Source organism: Synechococcus sp. 1G10 (assembly GCF_002252625.1).
Taxonomy (GTDB): Bacteria; Cyanobacteriota; Cyanobacteriia; order PCC-6307; family Cyanobiaceae; genus Regnicoccus_A.
This window is the reverse complement of the sequence record NZ_NQKW01000004.1, coordinates 17451-34882: the sequence shown is the minus strand read 5'-3', so window position 1 is coordinate 34882 and position 17432 is coordinate 17451. Positions and strand designations below refer to the sequence as shown.

The following is a 17432-nucleotide window of genomic DNA, read 5'->3' as shown; positions in this document are numbered from 1 at the left end:
CAGGGGCTCCCCCTGGTCACGCCGGAGTTCTCACCAGGCTGCGCCACTCGGCCACCACGAACGGAGGTACCGGCAGCTCCGTGAACACCCCCGGCAGCCGCAGCCGCAGCGGGCGATTCTGGCTCAGTTCGGCCAACAAAGGGCTCAGATCGAATTCGGCGGCGGCGGCGCGGCCGTCGTTGCTCAATGCCTGGTTCTCGAGGGTCAGATCTTCCAGCTGCCACTGGAATGGGCCCGAGCGCACCTGCAGCGCAGTGGGGTGATCGAGCCGCACCTTGCCGGGATAGCCCACCACCCGCAGGCGCAGGGGAGCTCCGGGCGGTCCATCGCGAAAGGCCACCAGCTGCCAGGCCTGATCATCGAGATCCCGCACGCTCACCAGGCTGCGCAGCACCGGGCTGCCGGTTTCGCTGGGGTGTGCGTGCAGCTGGGCCGCCGCTGGCTTCACCAGAGCAAACAGGCAGGCCAGCACCAGGCCCAGCGACAGCAGCAACCGACCTGCTTGCCGGATCACCCCGCTCATGGTTCGCGCTCGGCTCCAGGGATCGGCTGCCACTGGGTGTGGGTGGCCCAGAGCGCCCAGATCGCCATCGCCCGCAGGTAGTGGCAGGCCCGGAACGTGCCCACCGCCGTGATCGCCTCGGGCGTGCGGAACTGCAACCCTCCCGCATACACCTGGCCCACCACGGCGCCGCTGATCGCCATGGCCGTGTCGGTCTGACCCATCAGGCGGTAATAGGCCGCCAGGCCGAAATTGATGCCGGTCCATATCTCCAGCGGGTGGGTGCCGTTGGGATCAAGCGGCGTGCCGTCGCGGCGCAGGCCGTTGGCCACCCCCAGCCTCCCCCCCTCGAAGCGCTCGAAGCAGGCCTCACGAATCGCCGTCAAGGCCGAGAGGGCCCGCTCATCGCTCACCACCGGCGGCAGCCCCAGCAGGCGGGCGTAGAAATCGCCGCAGAGCTGGTCGGCCATCACCACCGGTGTGCCGCTGCCGGCATCGATCCGGTAGTACTCCCCGTTCCAGAGCAGCCGATCGAAGTTGGCCCGTGACGGCTCCAGCCAGCTGCCGAATTCCCGCTGCTCGGCGCCGGTGTCGAGGCCAAGATCGAGCTGCAGCCGCTGGGCCATTGCCAGGGCCGCTTCCAGGGCCGCGATCCAGAGGGCACCGCAGTAGGCGCTCACTCCCTGCAGTGGCCAGTCGTCAAAGGTCTGATCAGGCGCGCCGCCGTTGTCGGGCAGGCCGTCGTCGTTGATGTCGAACTGCTTGAGATAGCGAAGCGACTCCACCACCGCCGGCCAGCAGTCGGCCAGGAAGCGCAGGTCTTCCCCCGATGGGGAGAGACGGAACAGCCGCCAGACCTGCAGCACGAAGTCGGAGGCCAGGTCCTTCCAGAGGTTGCAGTCTTGATAGGCGGTGTAGTTGGTGGCATCGAAGGGCCGCTCGTTGGGGGCGCCCAGGTCGTGGGGGGTGGCGCCGGCCAGCTTGCGGGCCGCTTCCACCCGGCCCCGCCCCTGGGTGAAATACCAGCCGATCGGCCGGGGGGTGGCATCGGCGGCGGGAATGGCCCGCGCGAAGCTTCTCAGCACCGCCTTGTCGAGTTCGGGCCAGAGCTGCAGCAGGGCGAAGGAGCCGTAGAGCCGCACATCCAGGCTTTCGTACCAGGCGTAGTCGAGGCACTCCAGCACCCCGAAACGGCCCACCGGATCGGTGGAGCTGGCGGCGGTCCAGAGGCTGCCGCCGCTGGCGAGGTCGTAGAGCTCATTGAGCAGGGCCATGCGCAGGGGCTCGGGCAGGTCGCTGCGCTCCAGCACCGGTTTCTGCCAGGCCTCGATGGCATCGCGCCACTGACGCCATGCGCCCAGGGCCTCGGCAGCGATGGCGACCGCGTTGTCGCCCGTGGCCCCGAAGAAATCCGTGTATCGACGCAGGGCGGACGTGCCCGTGGCGAAGGCGGTCACGGGCAGATCCCAGCTGATCACCACCGGCAGCTCGATTTCAGCCCCCGGCTCCAACCTCAGCCGCAGGGCGATCGCGGCGCTGGCCTGCTCGCTGCCGGTGCTGCGGCGGTCGTTGTTGCTGTTGGGGATCGAGCCGTCGCGGGAAAACGCCTCCCAGATCTCGCCGCCATCTCCGCTGGGATCCCAGCGGCTGCAGCGCATCACCTCCACCCCCTCCAGCTGGTCGGGCACCGCCAGGCACCACTGACCCTGCCCCTCGGCGATCGGCTGGCTGGGCGCTCCTTCCAGCAGCACACCCGTCAGGCCCGGTGTGTCGATCCAGCGGTTGCGCTGGCCTACCCCCGCTCCGATGGCGGGCAGGTAGTTGTGCTCAGGGCTGCCGTCGTCGCGGAACGTCACGGCGGCGCTGGGATCGGTGTTGGTGAACCAGCCCACCGTGTTGCGCCAGCTCAGCAGCAACGAGAGATCCAGGGGGGCCTTGGTGGGGTTGGCCAGCCGCCAGCGGAATACCGCCACCGGATAGCTGGTGCGTTGATAGTCGCCGGGGAGGATGGGGCTGAAGGCCTCGCAGCTGGCCTCGGCGCGGAAGTCGGCCTGGTAATCGAACCAGTGCAGCGGATAGCGGGCGGCGTAGGTGCCGGCCTTGGCGCTGGTTTCGCTGCCGTCGCTGGTCTCGCCTCCAAGCCACTGCCAGCGGCCCAGGGGACGCTCGCTGGCCTCCGGCCGGGAGTCGTCGTGGTCAGGGGTCATGGCCAGGGCCCGGGCCCTGCTCGCTGTGCCGTCGTGCTCGAACAGGGCGAACTGGCAGTCGGGCAACACCCCGAACCAGTGCTCACCCCCATCGAGGTGCCAGAGGTTGAAGTTGCCGTCGGGTCCGCGGCCGATGCAGCCCGCACCGAAGCCCCCGAGTGGGGCGCCGTGGTTGGGACCGTCGTCGAGATTGCTGGCGTAGCGCACCGTGTAGGGGGCCTCCCAGCCCTGGCCGATCGGCCGCTGCCAGCTGGCGGGGGGGGCCTGGGCGGGCCGACCGGCGCCGGACCCGCGCAACAGCGTGGAGAGGGCTGACAGGCCGAACGGAGCCATGGTGCTCATCGAGGTGGCGTCAGCTTGTCAGAGCTGGCCGGCCCCGGCGGCCACTTCCTGCTCGATCAGGGCATCAAGGGTGATCGCCGAGCGCACCACAGCCTGGTAGCGCTGCACCACCCGCCGGTTCCGCTCCAGCCAGAGGCAGGCCTCCTCACCGCCGCCGCCGGTGGCTTCGGGGCTGAGCAGCTCGATCTCGGCTTGCCGCGCCAGCAGGGCCAGGGCCAGTTCATGCACGCGCTGGCGGCGGGAGGGGGGCTCAGGTGCGGCCATGGGCGCTTCAACTCGCGGGCATCATGGCGGGGCCCGGCCAGCCGCCGCACCGGAGTCCCCACGTGGATCAACCGCTCCAGCAGCATCGTCTCGAGGTGATCGGCAGCGACGCCGGCGGGCTGGCCTCCCTGCCAGCGGCAGCGGCGGCCCTGGTGCGCCAGGCCGATCTGCTGGCGGCGCCCGCCAGGCTGCTGCCTGGACTGCGCCAGGCCCTGGCGGAGGAGCTCAAGCCGCCGGAGTTGGTGGCCAGTGATCGCCCAGAGCAGCTCTTTCCCCAGCTGGAGCGAGCCCTGGCCGCCGGTCGGGCGGTGGTGCTGCTCGCCAGCGGTGATCCCCTCTGGTTCGGCATCGGCCGCCTGCTGCTGGGTCGCTTTCCCCCCGAGTGCCTCCGCTTTCATCCCGCCCCCTCCAGCCTGCAGCTGGCCTTCGCCCGCCTCGGCCGCCCCTGGCAGGACGCGGAGTGGCTGAGCCTGCACGGCCGCGACCCCGAACCGCTGGCGAGCCGTCTGCAGCAACGTCCGGCGGCCCTGGCGGTGCTCACCGATCCCGGCCGCGGCGGCGTCGAGGAGGTGCGGCGGATCCTGGCCGCCTCCGGTCTGGAGGCGGCTTATGCCGTCTGGCTGTGTGAACGGCTCGGCCACCCCGAGGAGAGGGTGCTCCGGCTCGCCCCCCGGGCGGCGCTGCCGGCCGATCTCGATCCGCTGCACATGGTGCTGCTGATTGCAGAGCCGCCTCCGCCCCCCAATCCCGCCAGCCTGCCGCTGTTCGGCCTCGACGATGGCCTCTGGCTGCAGCACCCCGATCGTCCCGGCCTGATGACCAAGCGTGAGGTACGCATCCAGTTGCTCGCTGACCTGGAGCTGCCCGGCAGCGGTGTGCTCTGGGATGTGGGGGCCGGGGTGGGCTCGGTGGGCCTGGAGGCCCTGCGGCTGCGTCCGGGCCTGGAACTCTGGGCCCTTGAGCGGCGAGGCGGTTCAGCGGCCCTGATCCGGGCCAATGCTGAGCGGCTCGACGTTGAGCCAGTGGGGGTGCTTGAAGGCGATGCCCTCACCGTGCTGCAGCAGGGCGGCCCCCCCGATCCCGACCGGGTGCTGCTTGGTGGCGGCGGCCGCCAGCGCCTGGCCCTGCTCGAGATCGTGCTGCGGCGCCTGCGTCCCCTCGGACAGGTGGTGATTCCCCTGGCCACCCTCGAAGCCCTCGCGGAGTTGAGGCCGCCGCTGGAGCGGGCCGGGCTGAGGGTGCAGGTGAGTCAGTTGCAGGCCTGGCGGGGCTCCCCCCTGGCCGATGGCACCCGCCTGGCCCCGCTCAATCCGGTGCTGGTGCTCAAGGGCCGCAAAGACTGAGCCCGAACCTAAGGAGCTTCCGGCTCCCGGAGCCGGATCACGGCAACGCTGCCCTCGCTGATGCCCAGGGCCGCCGCCTCGCCCGCGTCGAGCTCCACCACCCCATCGGCCGGTTCGCCGGGGCCGTAACTGGGGCAGGGCAGCCGCGGGCAGGGCTGCACGTTGGCCTGGATGGCGATCACCCGCCCCTCGCGGATGAACAACATGTCGAGCGGGGTGAGGGTGCGGTGCATCCAGAAGCTCACGGCCTGGGCCGGCTCAAAGCGGAACCACATCCCCCGCAACCGTCCAAGCGCCGGCCGCTGCATCAGGCCCCAGGCGTACTGACGGGGGGTGCGGGGCACCTCCAGCTGGATACAGGTCGGTGGCAGCGTGCTCGCCGCGGTCTCGGCACGCTCCAGGCACCATTCCGCCTCAATCGGCAGGAACTGGGGGGGAGCGGCTGGCGAACGGCTGTCCGCCATGGCGGGCCGAGGGTCCGTGTGAAACCCCGCCGCCAGCAGCCCGGTCGTCAGCAACCCAGTCGTCAAACTGAGGGCGAGCAGGGAACCAGCTCTCAACGGGCTTCCCATCAGGCTGCAGGACGTCTCATGTCGCCGGCCGCTCCGGCTTCGGCGGCCTTTCACACAGGCAGTAGCCCCGGCCGCGCACGGTGTGGATCAGGCGCTGCTCACCCTGTTCCTCCAGCTTCTGGCGCAGGTATCGGACATACACCTCCACCACGTTGCTGGCGGCTCCCCCCTGGTCGTTCCACACCTCGGCGAGGATCTGCTCGCGGCTGAGCACCATCCCAGGCTGTCGCATCAGGGCGAGCAGCAACTGGTACTCGCGGGCGGTGAGCGCGAGCAGACGCCGCCCCCGCCGCACCTGCCTGCTGGCGGGATCCAGGTGCAGATCAGCGAGTTGCAGGGGCGGCACCTGGCCGCGGTTGTCGCCGCGGATCTGCAGGTGCAGGCGCAGTCGCATCAGCAGGTCACTGCCGCCGGCGCTGGAGAGCCAGAAGTCGTCGGCGCCGGAGCTGAAGCAGCGGGAGCGAGCCTCGACGCTGTCGCTGACCAGATCCAGCAGGATCGGCACATCCTCCAGAATCATGCGCAGGGTTGGAATCGTGGCCACCCCATCCGCTCCCGACACCAGCACCGCCGCCGGCGGATCGGGCAGGGCACCCACCGGCGCGGTGCGGTAACCGGATGCCTCCAGGCGCGGCGCCAGCGCTTCGGCCTCCTCCCCCACCAGCAGGATCAGGGGTCCGTTCACAGGCGTGCACCGGCGCCGGGGCCGGGGCCGTCACGGCCGCCGAACTCCCCATTGTCGGGCTTGGCCACATGGGGCAGGCCCCAGCCCAGCTTGTTGCGCAGCACCTGGAAGAACTCGTGGTCCTGCAGGCGCACGAACCGGGCTGGATGGGGGCTGCGGCGGATCAGCACTCGGTCTTCCGGCCACACGTAGCAGCCGGCGCTGCCATCCACCACCATCATCAGCCGCTCGGGGGTGGCGGGAAACACCGTCACCGGTTCCTGGTCGCTGAACACCAGGGCGCGGGAGGCGAGGGAATGGGGTGCGATCGGTGTGAGCTGCAGCACCGGGCAGTCGGGGGTGATCACCGGTCCGCCGGCGCTGAGGGCATAGGCGGTGGATCCGGTGGGGGTCGAGAGGATCACCCCATCGGCGGAGATGTCCACCGGCACGTGGCGACCGATGGCGATCTCGAAATGGCACATGCTGGTGAGCGGTTCCCGGTGCAGGGCCATCTCGTTGAGGCAGAGCACTTCCCAGCGACGCTGGTCGCCTCGCATGACGCTCACAATCAGCATCGTGCGTTCCTCCACGGTCCAGCGGCCGGTGAGGAGCTGCTCCATCGCCCCATCCAGCTCGCTGAGGTAGGCCTCGGCCAGAAAGCCCAGGTGGCCGGTGTTGACCGTAAGGATCGGCACGCCGATCGGAGCGGTCTGGCGCGCGGCGGAGAGCACGGTACCGTCGCCCCCCAGCACCACCGCCAGGCTCATGTCGGGGTGAAAGCTCGCCGGCACGCAGGCGCTGAAACCACGGCTGCGCAACTGGTGGTCGGGATTGGCGAAACCCACCATCCCGCCGGAGCTGCTCACTCGCAGCACGCTTGTGCCGGCCGCCTCCAGGCGGCTCTGGATGACATCGGCCGTCTTGACGGCCAGATCCTTGCCGTCGTTGACGATCAGTCCGACGCAGAGCACCGGTCGGAGGCGAGAACGTGTCGAGTTTATGGGGAGCCTTCCGGCCGCGGCCCGATTGCCATCAGAACTGCTCCAGAAAGCGCAGGTCGCTGGTGAACAGCCGGCGGATGTCGTCGATGCCGTGGCGCACCATGCAGAACCTCTCCACCCCCAGGCCAGCGGCGAAACCGCTCCAGCGCTCGGGATCCAGCCCAAGGCCCTCGAGCACCGCCGGATCCACCATCCCGCAGCCCATCACCTCCAGCCAGCGCCCCCGCCATTGCACGTCCACTTCCGCCGAAGGCTCGGTGAAGGGAAAGTAGCTGGCGCGGAAGCGCACCGGCAGATCGCCGAAAAACTGCTGCAGAAAGGTGGTGACGGTGCCGCGCAGGTGGCTGAAATCAAGCCCTTCATCGATTGCCAGCACTTCAACCTGGTGGAACACGGGCGAGTGGGTGGCATCCACCGCATCGCGCCGGTACACCCGGCCGGGCGCCACGATCCGCACCGGTGGCGGGTTGCTCTCCAGATGGCGGATCTGCACCGGCGAGGTATGGGTGCGCAGCAGCCGGTCACCGGGGAGATAAAAGGTGTCCTGCATGTCCCGGGCCGGATGGTGCGGCGGGATGTTCAGGGCCGTGAAGTTGTAGTAGTCGGTTTCCGCCTCGGGCCCCTCTTCCACCCGATAACCGAGCCCGGCGAAGATGTCGACGATCTCCTCGATCGTGCGGATCAGTGGGTGGCGGTGCCCCACCGGCACGTAGCGGCTCGGGGCGGTCACATCGAGCCGTTCCCCCGCCAGCTTTTCAGCCATGGCGGTGCCCCGCAGCCCCTCCAGCCGCTGCCCCATCAGCGTCTGCACCTGCTCCTTGAGCACGTTGGCCCGCTGGCCCACCAGGGGCCGCTCGGAGGCATCGAGCTTGCCCATGGCACCCAGCACTGCTGAGAGGCGACCCTTCTTGCCCAGCAGTCCCACCCGCAGCCCTTCCAGCTCAGCGGTGTCTGCGGCTGCGGCGATCGAGGCCGCCGCTTCGGCTTCGAGAGCATCGAGCTGGTCGGTGAGCTGCTGCAGGCTGATCGTGGCGCTCACGAATCGGGGGCGGTAACGGTCGACTGTACGGAGCGAGCCTGCCTAAGTTGCCGCCTGCGCCCCTGCCCCTGCCGGTCCCGATGTCCAGCCTGCGGATCCTGATCAGCAACGACGACGGGGTGTTCGCCGAGGGGATTCAGACCCTGGCGGCTGAAGCGGTGGGGCGTGGCCATGTGGTCACGGTGGTCTGCCCCGACCAGGAGCGTTCCGCCACAGGCCATGGCCTCACCATGCAGACACCGCTGCGGGCGGAGCGGGCCGACCGGCTCTTCGCCGATGGCGTCACTGCCTGGGCCTGCAGCGGCACCCCCTCCGACTGCGTCAAGCTCGCCCTCGGCCGGCTGCTGAGCGCCCCGCCCGACCTGGTGCTCTCCGGCATCAACCACGGCCCCAACCTGGGCAGTGACGTCTTCTATTCCGGCACGGTTTCAGCAGCGATGGAGGGCACCCTCGAAGGGCTGCCGGCCCTGGCGGTCAGCAGCGCGTGCTTCGACTGGCGCCAGTTCGCTCCGGCCGCCGTGCTCGCTCTCGATGTGGCGGAAGCGGCCCTGGCCGGGGCCTGGCCGGAGGGGCTGCTGCTCAACCTCAACGTGCCGGCCCTGCCGATCGAGCGGATCGGTTCCCTGCGCTGGTGCCGCCCGGCGGTGCGCCGGTACCGCGACCAGTTCGATCAGCGCACCGATCCGCGCGGGCGTACCTACTACTGGCTGGCCGGTGAGGTGGTCGATGACCTAGAGACCGCCACCGCCGGCCCCCGCGACTGGCCCACGGACGTGGCCCAGATCCATGCCGGCGGCGCAGCCCTCACCCCGCTGCAGCCTGAGCTGTTCTGGCGGGGTGGTCTGGAGGAGCTTCCGGTTCAGCTGGGGCGGTGAACGCGCTGCAGCAGCCAGAGGCTCATCCACAGGCCGATCAGGTGGGCGAACAGCACCTGGGTGTTGCTCAGCACCGAGAGCATCTCGAGAGAGGTGATCGGCAGTCCCATCAGGCCGCCGCGGGTGCCGGGCGGTACGGCCAGCTGCGCTCCGAAGAAGCCGGGGACCTGCATGGAGGCCTGCACGAACAGGCTGCCGGCCAGGGCCTGGTAACCAACCGCTGCCAGGGTGAGCCCGGCCAGATCGGCGAGGGCGCCCCGTTTGATCAGGCGGCTGGTTTCGCCGCGGCTGGGGCGGGCGGGGCTGGCCAGGGCCCGGCCGCAGCGCACCACCAGCCAGCTCTGCCAGAGGCACCAGAGCAGCACGAAAAACGACAGGGTGGTCAGCGACAGGCCGGGACCGAGCCCTAGGGAGCGGGCGCTGTTGGCCGCCAGGCGGCCGCCGATGTTGTTGAACAACAGCACCCCCACCACCACGACCCCGAGGGCCAACTGGGTCCAGAAGCGGATCCAGCCCATCCGGCGCAGGGCAGCCGAGACCAGCTGAAGATCGAGGCGATCAACCATCGGAGCGCGGAACCGGGGGGCGGAGCGTCACAAACTTGCCATGGCCAGCAGCAGCGGCGGCTCCCCCACGGCTGGAACCCCCATGGAAGGATGGTTTCCAAGCCGGGCCCCGTCCGATTCCTTGATTCCCCTGCGCTCCCCCCAGGACGCGATGCGGCCAACCGCCGTCGCCCTGGGCAGTTTCGATGGCCTGCACCAGGGGCACCGCCGGGTGATCGCCGCCATCGCCGCCGCCCCCACCCCAGGGCTGATCCCCACGGTGGTGAGTTTCTGGCCCCATCCGCGCGAGCTGCTCTACGGCGAACCGCGCCTGCGCCTCGATCTCCCCGGCGAGAAGCTGACCCTGCTCGAGCCCTACGGCATCCGCCAGCTGGTGCTGGTGCCCTTCACCCGCGCCCTCTCCCTGCTCAGTCCGGAGGCCTTCGTGGAACAGGTGCTGGTGGGGGAGCTCCAGGCCAGGGAGGTGGCCGTGGGCGAGAACTTCCGTTTCGGCCATGACCGGGCCGGTGATACCGCCAGCCTGCGGGAGATCGGCGGGCGCCATGGCCTGCGGGTGCTGGTCTCCTCGATGCTTTGGGACGGGGCCGAGCGGATCAGCAGCAGCCGCATCCGCCGGGCCCTGGCCGCCGGTGCCATCGACGAGGCCAACCGCCTGTTGGAGCGTCCCTACCGCTTCAGCGGCCGGGTCGTGCGCGGGCGGGGGCTGGGCAGGCAGCTCAGTTGGCCCACGGCCAATCTTCAGGTGGACGGACGCAAGTTCCTTCCCCAGGAGGGGGTCTATGCCGCCTGGGTGCGCAACCTCGGGCCCGTCGAGGCAGGCGAGGCGCTGCTGCCCTGTGGCGCTCCCATGGCGGCAGTGATGAACCTGGGTCCCCAGCCCACGGTGGACCCCCTGGCCCCTTCGGCGGTGGAGGTGCACCTGCTGGACCGTGATCTGGAGCTGGTGGGCCGTGATCTGGAGGTGGAGCCGGTGCAGTTGCTGCGCCGCCAGCAACGTTTTGCCGGCCTGGAGGAACTCAGCCACCAGATCGGCCTGGACGCTGCCCTGGCCCGTAACCTGCTGCTCCCTGGAGACTCAGGGGGCGTAAGCGTTGCTCAGACCCCAGCCGATGAAGGCGGCGATGCCTCCGAGCAGCAGAATTCCTGAGATCAGCACCAGCATCGGACTGTCACCACCGCCGAAATCCATGGCCACCGAGCTGGAGTCGCCATCACCTTACGCAGGTTCCGCTCCCGTGACTGCCGCCCCGACATCGCCTGAGCCGGCCGTGCTGCGCCTGCTCGATGCCAACCTCGACCGTGCCCGCGAAGGCCTGCGGGTGCTGGAAGACTGGTGCCGCTTCGGCCTCGACCGGCAGGATCTGGTGGCTCGGCTCAAGGACCTGCGCCAGCGCCTGGGCCGCTGCCACCTCCCCGCCTACAAGGCGGCCCGCCACACCGCGAGCGATGGGGGAGCGGGCCTGGCCCATCCAGCCCAGGCCGAGCGAACGCAGCCCGCCCAGGTAGTGGCCGCCAATGCCGGCCGTGCCCAGGAGGCCCTGAGGGTGCTGGAGGAGTTCGGCCGCGCCAGTGATCCGCTCCTTGCCGCCGAGGCTGCCGCCATCCGCTACGCCCTCTACGACCTGGAGGTGGATCTGATGCGGGCCTGTGGAGCTGCCGCGGGCCGCCGTGAGCAGCTGCTTCGCTGCCATCTGTATCTGATCACCAGCCCATCGACCCACCTGCTCGAAACCGTGGCCGCGGCCCTTGAGGCTGGGGTGCGCCTGGTCCAGTACCGCGCCAAGGAGGGAGACGACCTGGAGCGCTGGCAGGAGGCCCGTGGCCTGCGTCAGCTCTGCTCAAGCCATGGCGCCCTTTTCATCATCAACGACCGGGTGGATCTGGCCCTGGCGGTGGAGGCCGATGGGGTGCACCTGGGCCAGGGGGATCTGCCCCCCGCCGAGGCGCGCCGCCTGCTGGGCCCGGACCGCCTGATCGGCCGCAGCACCCACCGGATCGAGCAGTTGCGTCAGGCGGTGGCCGATGGCTGCGATTACGTGGGCGTTGGCCCGATCAACGCCACCCCGACCAAGCCCGGCCGTGAACCCGTGGGTCTGGCCTACGTGCGTCAGGCCGCGGCTGAAAGTCCGATTCCGTTCTTCGCCATCGGCGGGATCGAGGCCACCACAGTGGCGCCGGTCCAGGCGGCTGGTGGCTGCCGGGTGGCGGTGGTGCGGGCGATCATCGAGGCGAGCGATCCGGGCGCGGCCAGCCTCCAGTTGCTCAAGAGCCTGGGGGAAGAGGCATGAGCGAGGAGCACGGGGCCAGCGGCAGCCACAGGATCCAGCTCAACGGGGAAGCGCGGACCTGCCCGGCTCATCTCCCTCTGCTGGAGGTGTTGCGTCACTTCGGCTACGAACCGCGGCTGGTGGTGGTGGAGTTCAACGGCGACATCCTGCCCCGCACGGCCTGGGCCCAGCAGGCCGTTGGTGAGGACGCCGTACTGGAGGTGGTCACCATCGTGGGGGGTGGTTCCTAGATTCAGCGCACTCGCTTCGGGTGACACCTGTGTCCCCTCGTCCTTTTCCGTTCGCTTTTGTCAGGCTGCGCCGGCTTTCCTTGTTGGTGCTGATGCCGCTCCTGACCAGTGGCCTGCTGCTGCTGTCATCGCCGGCCCCCAGCTGGGCAGCCCGCGGTGGGCGCATCGGCGGCGGCAGTTTCCGCTCGGCTCCCTCCATGCCTCGCAGTTACAGCGGCGGTGGCGGCGGCTACCAGGGTGGCTACGGCGGTGGCGGTTACCGCGGTGGCTATGGGGGCGGGATCGGCTTCCCCTTCCTGATCCCCATTTTCGGTTTTGGTGGCGGGGGCCTGTTCGGCTTCCTGATCCTGATGGCGATCGCTGGTTTTCTCGTCAACACCCTGCGCGGTGCCGGCGGCGGCATGACCAGCGGCGGCGGTGGTTCCCTGGCTGCGGCTCCCCGCGCCGATGGACCGGTCACCATCGCCCAGTTGCAGGTGGGTCTGCTGGCTTCGGCCCGTGAACTTCAGGATGAACTGCGCCGCCTGGCCGCCACAGCCGACACCACCGGCAGCATCGGTCTCCAGCGCCTGCTCCAGGAAACCAGCCTCTCCCTGCTGCGCCAGCCCGACCTCTGGGTGTATGCCAACAGCGAACTGGGTCAGGTGCCCTTCGCCAGTGCTGAATCCACCTTCAATCGCCTCTCGATGACCGAGCGCAGCAAGTTGCGCAGTGAGGTCACCTCCAACGTCGGCGGTCGGCGCTTCCAGGATGAAGCCGCCGCCAGTGGCCCCACGGATGCCACCAGCGATTTCATCGCCGTCACCCTGCTGGTGGCCAGCCGGGGACGCATCCCCATCAAGACCATCAGCAGCGCCGATGATCTGCGCGACGCCCTCGGCGTGATCGGCGCTGTTTCAGTTGGCGATCTGATTGCCCTGGAGGTGATCTGGCAGCCGGAGGGCAAGGGAGAAGTCCTCAGCACAGAGGAGCTGCTTACGGCCTACCCGCACCTGCAACACCTCTGAGGGCCAGCAGGATGCGCAGGGCCGCCATGGCGGCCCCGTAGCCGTTGTCGATGTTCACCACACTCAGCCCAGGGGCGCAGCTGGCCAGCATCCCGTTGAGGGCGGCCACCCCGCCGGCACTCACGCCGTAGCCCACCGACACTGGAACGCCGATCACCGGCTGGGACAGCAGCCCCGCCAGCACGGTGGGCAGGGCTCCTTCCATGCCGGCACAGGCGATCAGCACCTGAGCTCCCCGCAGCCGCGGCAGCTCCTCCAGCAACCGGTGCAGACCGGCCACACCCACATCCACCACAAGTTCGGTGCGCACACCATGGCAGCGCAGAGCTAACTGGGCTTCGTGAGCCACGGGCAGATCACTGGTGCCGCCGCAGAGCACCTGCACCAGCCCCAGAGCTGGATCCTCGCTGGGCAGGGCGCCGCTGGTCAGGCAGCGGGCCTGCCTGTGGTGATCCAGGTCGGCCGCGATCTGGGGCCGTTCGCGCTGGAGCCAGTCCTCGATCGCCGCGGCTTTCTCGGCGGTCACCCGGGTGACCAGGGCGAGCTCGCCGGCCTTGTGCAGCCGCTCGAGGATCACCTTGATCTGATCGACGTCCTTGTTCTCGCCCCAGACCGCCTCCAGCATCCCCAGCCGCTCGCGCCGCCCCAGATCCAGCCGTGCCAGGGGCTCGAGCGGGTTCATTGGGGGATCAGCTCACCGCTGAAGAGCAGGGGGAAGGGATGGGGATCGCTGCGGCCGGTTCCATGGCGCGCCAGCTGATCGAAGCGCTCCTGCACCTGCTCCACCTCGGCGCCGGCGATGCCCTGCCACTGCTGGCGGCTGGCCCAGTGGATCAGCAGCACTCCCTCTTCGCTGGCGGCATCCCAGTAGACCCGCCGCTCAAGGAAGCCGCTCTGCTTCTCCAACCAGGGCTCCCAGCTCTGCCGCTCCGCCTGCAGCCAGGCCTCCCGATCGGCGGCGGGCACCTTGAGGCGCAGGATTTCCACCACCACCGGCAGCTCAACAACGTCGCCGGCAGCTGTGGAGCTGGTGCTCACGCTGGATGGGGCCACGCTGGATGGGTTCACGGAGGCGCCGGCCGCTGAGACGTTGGTGGGTGTCACACCCAGAAGCATGGTCAACACCAACAGGGCCAGTACCCAGAACCTACCCATTCCCACCTCCTGAGCGCTCCAGCAGCGCCACGGCGTGGCAGGCGATTCCCTCCTCACGTCCAGTGGGACCAAGGGTCTCGTTGGTGGTGGCCTTGATACCTACCTGGTCGGGATTGAGTCCCATGCGCTGGGAGAGCGCGGCGCGCATGGCGGCGACGTGGGGCCGCAGCTTCGGGCGCTCGGCCACCACCACCGTATCCACGTTCACCACCTGCCAGCCGCGCTCGCGCACCAGGGCCACCACCTGCTCCAGCAGCACCAGGCTGTCGGCCCCGCGCCAGCGCTCGTCGTCCGGGGGGAAGTGCTGGCCGATGTCCCCCAGGCTGAGGGCACCCAGCAGGGCATCCATCAGGGCGTGCACCAGCACGTCGGCGTCGCTGTGACCATCGAGGCCCAGCCCGGCGGGGTGTTCCAGAGTCTGGCCTCCCAGGATCAGCGGGCGGCCCGGCACCAGCCGGTGGATGTCGTAGCCGTTGCCGATCCGCATCTGCATGGCCCCATCCTGAAGGTTGGCGCCCTCCAGCTCTGCCGCGCTCTGATGCTCCCGCCAGCGGCGGTGCAGGTCGGGGCGCCGCTGCTTCGTGCGCTCCTGTTGCTGCTGGGCCCGCCAGCGGGCGATGGCGCCGTGGTCGCCGCTGCGCAGCACCTGCGGCACCTCCAGGCCCCGGAACTCGGCCGGACGGGTGTAGTGGGGGTGCTCCAGCAACAGGGCGCTGTGGCTTTCCTCCAGCAGCGACTCGGGGCTGCCCACCGTGCCCGGCAGCAGTCGCACAACGCCGTTGATCACCACCATGGCGGCCAGCTCGCCGCCGGTGAGCACGAAATCCCCCAGTGACACCTCCTCGTCAGCGAGGTTGCGGATGCGCTCGTCGAAGCCCTCGTAGTGGCCGCACAGCAGCACGAGTTGGTCATGCTCCCTGGCCCAGCGCTGCAGATCGGCCTGACGCAGGGGCTGACCCTGGGGACTGAGCAGCAGCACCCGGCGCCGCTCCAGGGCGGGGATCGACTCGAAGGCAGCGAACACCGGCTCCGGCTTGAGCACCATGCCGGCCCCGCCGCCGTAGGGCTGGTCGTCGACCTTGCGGTAGCGATCGCTGGCGTGATCGCGGGGGTTGTGGGTATGCAGTTCGGCGATGCCGGCGTTGAAGGCCCGCCCGATCACCCCGAGGCTGGTGAGCGGCGCAAACGACTCGGGAGCCAGGCTCACCACATCCAGCCGCATCGCGTTCAGCTCTCCGCAGGGGCCGGGCGGCTGACGCGGCGGATCTCCGAGCAGAAACTGGCCTGCTCCGGCTGGCCATCGGCGCCGTTGATGATCACGCTGCGCAGGCGCAGGTTCGGTTTGGTGAACCAGATCCGCTCGCGCTGCTCCTGACTACCGCTGGCGATCACCAGCTCCAGGCTGCCGTCGGGCCACAGCTGCCAGTGGCCGATGCTGCCCTCGGCGCCGAGCAGGATTCCGCCGGCCTCGAAGTCGAGTTGTCGTGCCTGGCCATCTGGAGCCGTCACCTCCAGTCCGCCCAGGGAGCGGCCCGGTGCGCCCGGGCGCAGGCTCACTCCCAGGTCGCCGCGGTTGCTGTCATGCCAGGCGTCATCGTCCCCGCTGGCGGCCGTGGTGGCCTCCATCCGGCTGCGCAGCACCATCCACTGCCCGGCGCAGAGGTCGAGAAAAGCTGGCAGATCCTCGGGGGGGAAGGCGGGGCTGGTGCCGTTCACGGCTGGGGCGCGCTCTGGCCCTCCATCCTCTCAGTCGCCGTAGCAGGCCGCAGAGGCGGCCCTCAGTCGCCGCGGTAGCCGAGTTCTGCCAGCCGCGCCGGGTTGCGCCGCCAGTTGGGCACCACTTTCACGAACAGCTCCAGGTACACCGGTCCGTCGAACACTTTCTGCATCTGGGCCCTGGCTCCGCTGCCGATCTCCTTGAGCATTTGGCCGCGCTTGCCGATCAGGATTCCCTTCTGGCTGGAGCGCTCCACCAGCACCGTTGCCAGCACGGCGATGCGCTTGCCGTCTTCGACGATCCGCTCCACCTGCACGGCCACCGAGTGGGGCACCTCCTCCCGGGTGAGAGTCAGCACCTGTTCGCGGATCAGCTCCGCCAGCAGCAGTTGCTCGGGTTGATCGCTGACCGCATCCGGCGGATAGAGATGGGGGCCGAGGGGCAGGCGAGCAGCCAGGGCCTCCACCAGTTCAGCGCTGCCCTCACCGGTGCTGGCGCTGCAGGCCAACAACGGCCAGTCGCTGCGGCGCTGACCGGGATCGGCCGGATCTGCGCGTTGATCTGAGAGCACCAGCAGCTCCCGGTAGCTGGCTTCCAGTTCGGCCGCTCTGGCGGGGTCCACTAGATCGCTTTTGTTGAGAGCCACCAGCACTGGCGCACGGCTGAAGCGCAGCAGCTCCACGATGAAGCCATCGCCGCGTCCTGCCGGCTCGCTGCCATCCACCAGCAGCAACACCACGTCTACGTCGCCGATCGCGGCGCGAGCGGTTTTGACCAGACGCTCCCCCAGCAGGTGATGGGGCTTGTGGATGCCGGGGGTATCGAGCAGCACCAGCTGGGCGCTGGGGGTGGTCAGGATGGCCCGCAGCCGGTTACGGGTGGTCTGGGCAACGGGGGAGGTGATAGCCACCTTCTCGCCCACCAGGCGGTTGAGCAGGGTCGACTTGCCGACATTCGGGCGGCCGATCAGGGCAACGAAGCCGGAGCGAAAGCCTTCGGGAGCTTGCTGCGGCAGCGGCAAAGTCGGCGGCAGAGGCAGCGCCGCGCCCAGCTGCTGCTCCGTTTCGGTCTCGCTGAGGCCAGGCTTGTCCATAACCTCAAGACTGCCAGCCCAACGATCCGCGATGACGGCTTCCACCCCAGCGACCCCCACCTTTCCCCAGGCGATGGAGATAGCGGCGGCCTGGCTGGGCCACTGGGAGAACGGCGAGCTCAGTGATGAGGTGCTTGCGGATCGGGTGGGAGAGCTGGTGGCCAGCCTCGATGGCGCTCGCGGCTTCTTCGTGGTGGCCCTAACCCATGACGCCCCGCTGATGGACCGGCTGCCGGAGGCCCTGGTGCAGAGCCTGCGCCAGGCCGGTGATGGGGTGGTGGATCTCAGTGCCCGCAACCTGGCCATGAGCACCGCGATGGCCCTGCATCACCAGCGAGCCGGTGATGATGGCCAGCGGGCTGGATCCATGCGCGTTGGCCGCCGTTGCACCGAACTGCTGCGGCTGCTTGAGCCAGTGGCGGTCAAGCGGCGGTTGGAGGTGCTGCTGGCCGGCGCCGAGGGATCCGGGGATGATCTGGCATTCCTGGATCGCTGGGGCTACGACCAGGACCAGCGGCAGGCCATCCGAGCAGCGGTGCTGGCGGTGGCCGACGACTGAGGAGA

The 17432-nt window shown here is 69.6% G+C and carries 20 protein-coding genes; 7 read left to right on the top strand and 13 right to left on the bottom strand.

Going from position 1 to position 17432, the window contains the following annotated elements; genetic code table 11:
* Nucleotides 1-16: 16 nt before the first annotated feature.
* From CJZ82_RS04740 to CJZ82_RS04730, 3 genes are read right to left on the bottom strand one after another with little or no spacing between them, the layout of a single operon-like run.
* A complete protein-coding gene (locus CJZ82_RS04740; protein WP_094554656.1) occupies nt 17-523 on the bottom strand; it encodes a DUF3122 domain-containing protein in 507 nt (168 codons plus the stop codon).
* Nucleotides 520-3042, bottom strand: coding sequence for a GH116 family glycosyl hydrolase (locus tag CJZ82_RS04735; protein ID WP_094554813.1), 2523 nt, complete (start codon nt 3040-3042; stop codon nt 520-522). The genes CJZ82_RS04740 and CJZ82_RS04735 overlap by 4 nt, the downstream gene beginning before the upstream one ends.
* Nucleotides 3043-3069: 27 nt before the next feature.
* On the bottom strand, nt 3070-3315 hold the full coding sequence (locus tag CJZ82_RS04730; RefSeq protein ID WP_094554655.1) for a hypothetical protein: 246 nt from the start codon (nt 3313-3315) through the stop codon (nt 3070-3072).
* Between the two features lie 62 nt (nt 3316-3377).
* On the opposite strand from CJZ82_RS04730, the gene cbiE reads away from it, so the two are divergent.
* Nucleotides 3378-4658: a precorrin-6y C5,15-methyltransferase (decarboxylating) subunit CbiE gene (cbiE, locus tag CJZ82_RS04725; protein WP_094554654.1), complete on the top strand. Its 1281-nt coding sequence runs from the start codon at nt 3378-3380 to the stop codon at nt 4656-4658.
* Nucleotides 4659-4666: 8 nt separating this feature from the next.
* On the opposite strand, the gene CJZ82_RS04720 is transcribed toward cbiE, so the two are convergent.
* The 4 genes from CJZ82_RS04720 to pheS all read right to left on the bottom strand — a co-directional run bounded on the left by CJZ82_RS04720 (nt 4667) and on the right by pheS (nt 7937).
* Nucleotides 4667-5122, bottom strand: coding sequence for a DUF192 domain-containing protein (locus tag CJZ82_RS04720; protein WP_094554812.1), 456 nt, complete (start codon nt 5120-5122; stop codon nt 4667-4669).
* 124 nt (nt 5123-5246) lie between these two features.
* Nucleotides 5247-5915: a response regulator transcription factor gene (locus CJZ82_RS04715; RefSeq protein WP_094554653.1), complete on the bottom strand. Its 669-nt coding sequence runs from the start codon at nt 5913-5915 to the stop codon at nt 5247-5249.
* Nucleotides 5912-6868, bottom strand: a complete 957-nt coding sequence (locus CJZ82_RS04710; RefSeq protein WP_094554652.1) for an NAD(+) kinase — start codon at nt 6866-6868, stop codon at nt 5912-5914. The genes CJZ82_RS04715 and CJZ82_RS04710 overlap by 4 nt, the downstream gene beginning before the upstream one ends.
* A 61-nt stretch (nt 6869-6929) precedes the next feature.
* On the bottom strand, nt 6930-7937 hold the full coding sequence (gene pheS / locus CJZ82_RS04705; RefSeq protein ID WP_094554651.1) for a phenylalanine--tRNA ligase subunit alpha: 1008 nt from the start codon (nt 7935-7937) through the stop codon (nt 6930-6932).
* Between the two features lie 80 nt (nt 7938-8017).
* Between pheS and surE the strand changes: the two genes are divergently transcribed.
* Nucleotides 8018-8812, top strand: a complete 795-nt coding sequence (gene surE, locus CJZ82_RS04700) for a 5'/3'-nucleotidase SurE (protein ID WP_094554811.1) — start codon at nt 8018-8020, stop codon at nt 8810-8812.
* Here the strand turns inward: surE and CJZ82_RS04695 are convergent.
* Nucleotides 8797-9378, bottom strand: coding sequence for a DUF3611 family protein (locus CJZ82_RS04695; RefSeq protein ID WP_094554650.1), 582 nt, complete (start codon nt 9376-9378; stop codon nt 8797-8799). The genes surE and CJZ82_RS04695 overlap by 16 nt on opposite strands.
* A gap of 121 nt (nt 9379-9499) precedes the next feature.
* Between CJZ82_RS04695 and CJZ82_RS04690 the strand changes: the two genes are divergently transcribed.
* The 4 genes from CJZ82_RS04690 to CJZ82_RS04675 all read left to right on the top strand — a co-directional run bounded on the left by CJZ82_RS04690 (nt 9500) and on the right by CJZ82_RS04675 (nt 12903).
* Entirely contained in the window at nt 9500-10525 is a 1026-nt protein-coding gene (locus CJZ82_RS04690) for a bifunctional riboflavin kinase/FAD synthetase (protein ID WP_094554810.1), read from the top strand.
* 88 nt (nt 10526-10613) lie between these two features.
* Nucleotides 10614-11666, top strand: a complete 1053-nt coding sequence (locus CJZ82_RS04685) for a thiamine phosphate synthase (protein WP_233130056.1) — start codon at nt 10614-10616, stop codon at nt 11664-11666.
* A complete protein-coding gene (gene thiS / locus CJZ82_RS04680; protein ID WP_094554649.1) occupies nt 11663-11896 on the top strand; it encodes a sulfur carrier protein ThiS in 234 nt (77 codons plus the stop codon). Before CJZ82_RS04685 ends, thiS begins: the two co-directional genes overlap by 4 nt.
* A gap of 92 nt (nt 11897-11988) precedes the next feature.
* Nucleotides 11989-12903 (top strand): DUF1517 domain-containing protein, encoded by a 915-nt coding sequence (locus CJZ82_RS04675; RefSeq protein ID WP_143593538.1) that lies wholly within the window; start codon nt 11989-11991, stop codon nt 12901-12903.
* Here CJZ82_RS04675 and larB read toward each other — a convergent pair.
* The 5 genes from larB to era all read right to left on the bottom strand — a co-directional run bounded on the left by larB (nt 12872) and on the right by era (nt 16868).
* Complete coding sequence (larB, locus tag CJZ82_RS04670) at nt 12872-13585, bottom strand: nickel pincer cofactor biosynthesis protein LarB (RefSeq protein WP_094554647.1); 714 nt, start codon at nt 13583-13585, stop codon at nt 12872-12874. The two genes, CJZ82_RS04675 and larB, sit on opposite strands and share 32 nt — an antisense overlap.
* A complete protein-coding gene (locus CJZ82_RS04665) occupies nt 13582-14019 on the bottom strand; it encodes a TIGR03792 family protein (protein WP_233130068.1) in 438 nt (145 codons plus the stop codon). Before CJZ82_RS04665 ends, larB begins: the two co-directional genes overlap by 4 nt.
* Nucleotides 14020-14050: 31 nt before the next feature.
* Nucleotides 14051-15289, bottom strand: coding sequence for a tRNA (guanosine(37)-N1)-methyltransferase TrmD (gene trmD, locus CJZ82_RS04660; protein WP_198949671.1), 1239 nt, complete (start codon nt 15287-15289; stop codon nt 14051-14053).
* Entirely contained in the window at nt 15286-15774 is a 489-nt protein-coding gene (locus CJZ82_RS04655; protein ID WP_233130055.1) for a phycobiliprotein lyase, read from the bottom strand. Before CJZ82_RS04655 ends, trmD begins: the two co-directional genes overlap by 4 nt.
* Before the next feature lie 62 nt (nt 15775-15836).
* Complete coding sequence (era, locus tag CJZ82_RS04650) at nt 15837-16868, bottom strand: GTPase Era (RefSeq protein ID WP_233130054.1); 1032 nt, start codon at nt 16866-16868, stop codon at nt 15837-15839.
* A gap of 31 nt (nt 16869-16899) precedes the next feature.
* Between era and CJZ82_RS04645 the strand changes: the two genes are divergently transcribed.
* Complete coding sequence (locus CJZ82_RS04645) at nt 16900-17427, top strand: hypothetical protein (RefSeq protein WP_094554644.1); 528 nt, start codon at nt 16900-16902, stop codon at nt 17425-17427.
* Nucleotides 17428-17432: the final 5 nt, after the last annotated feature.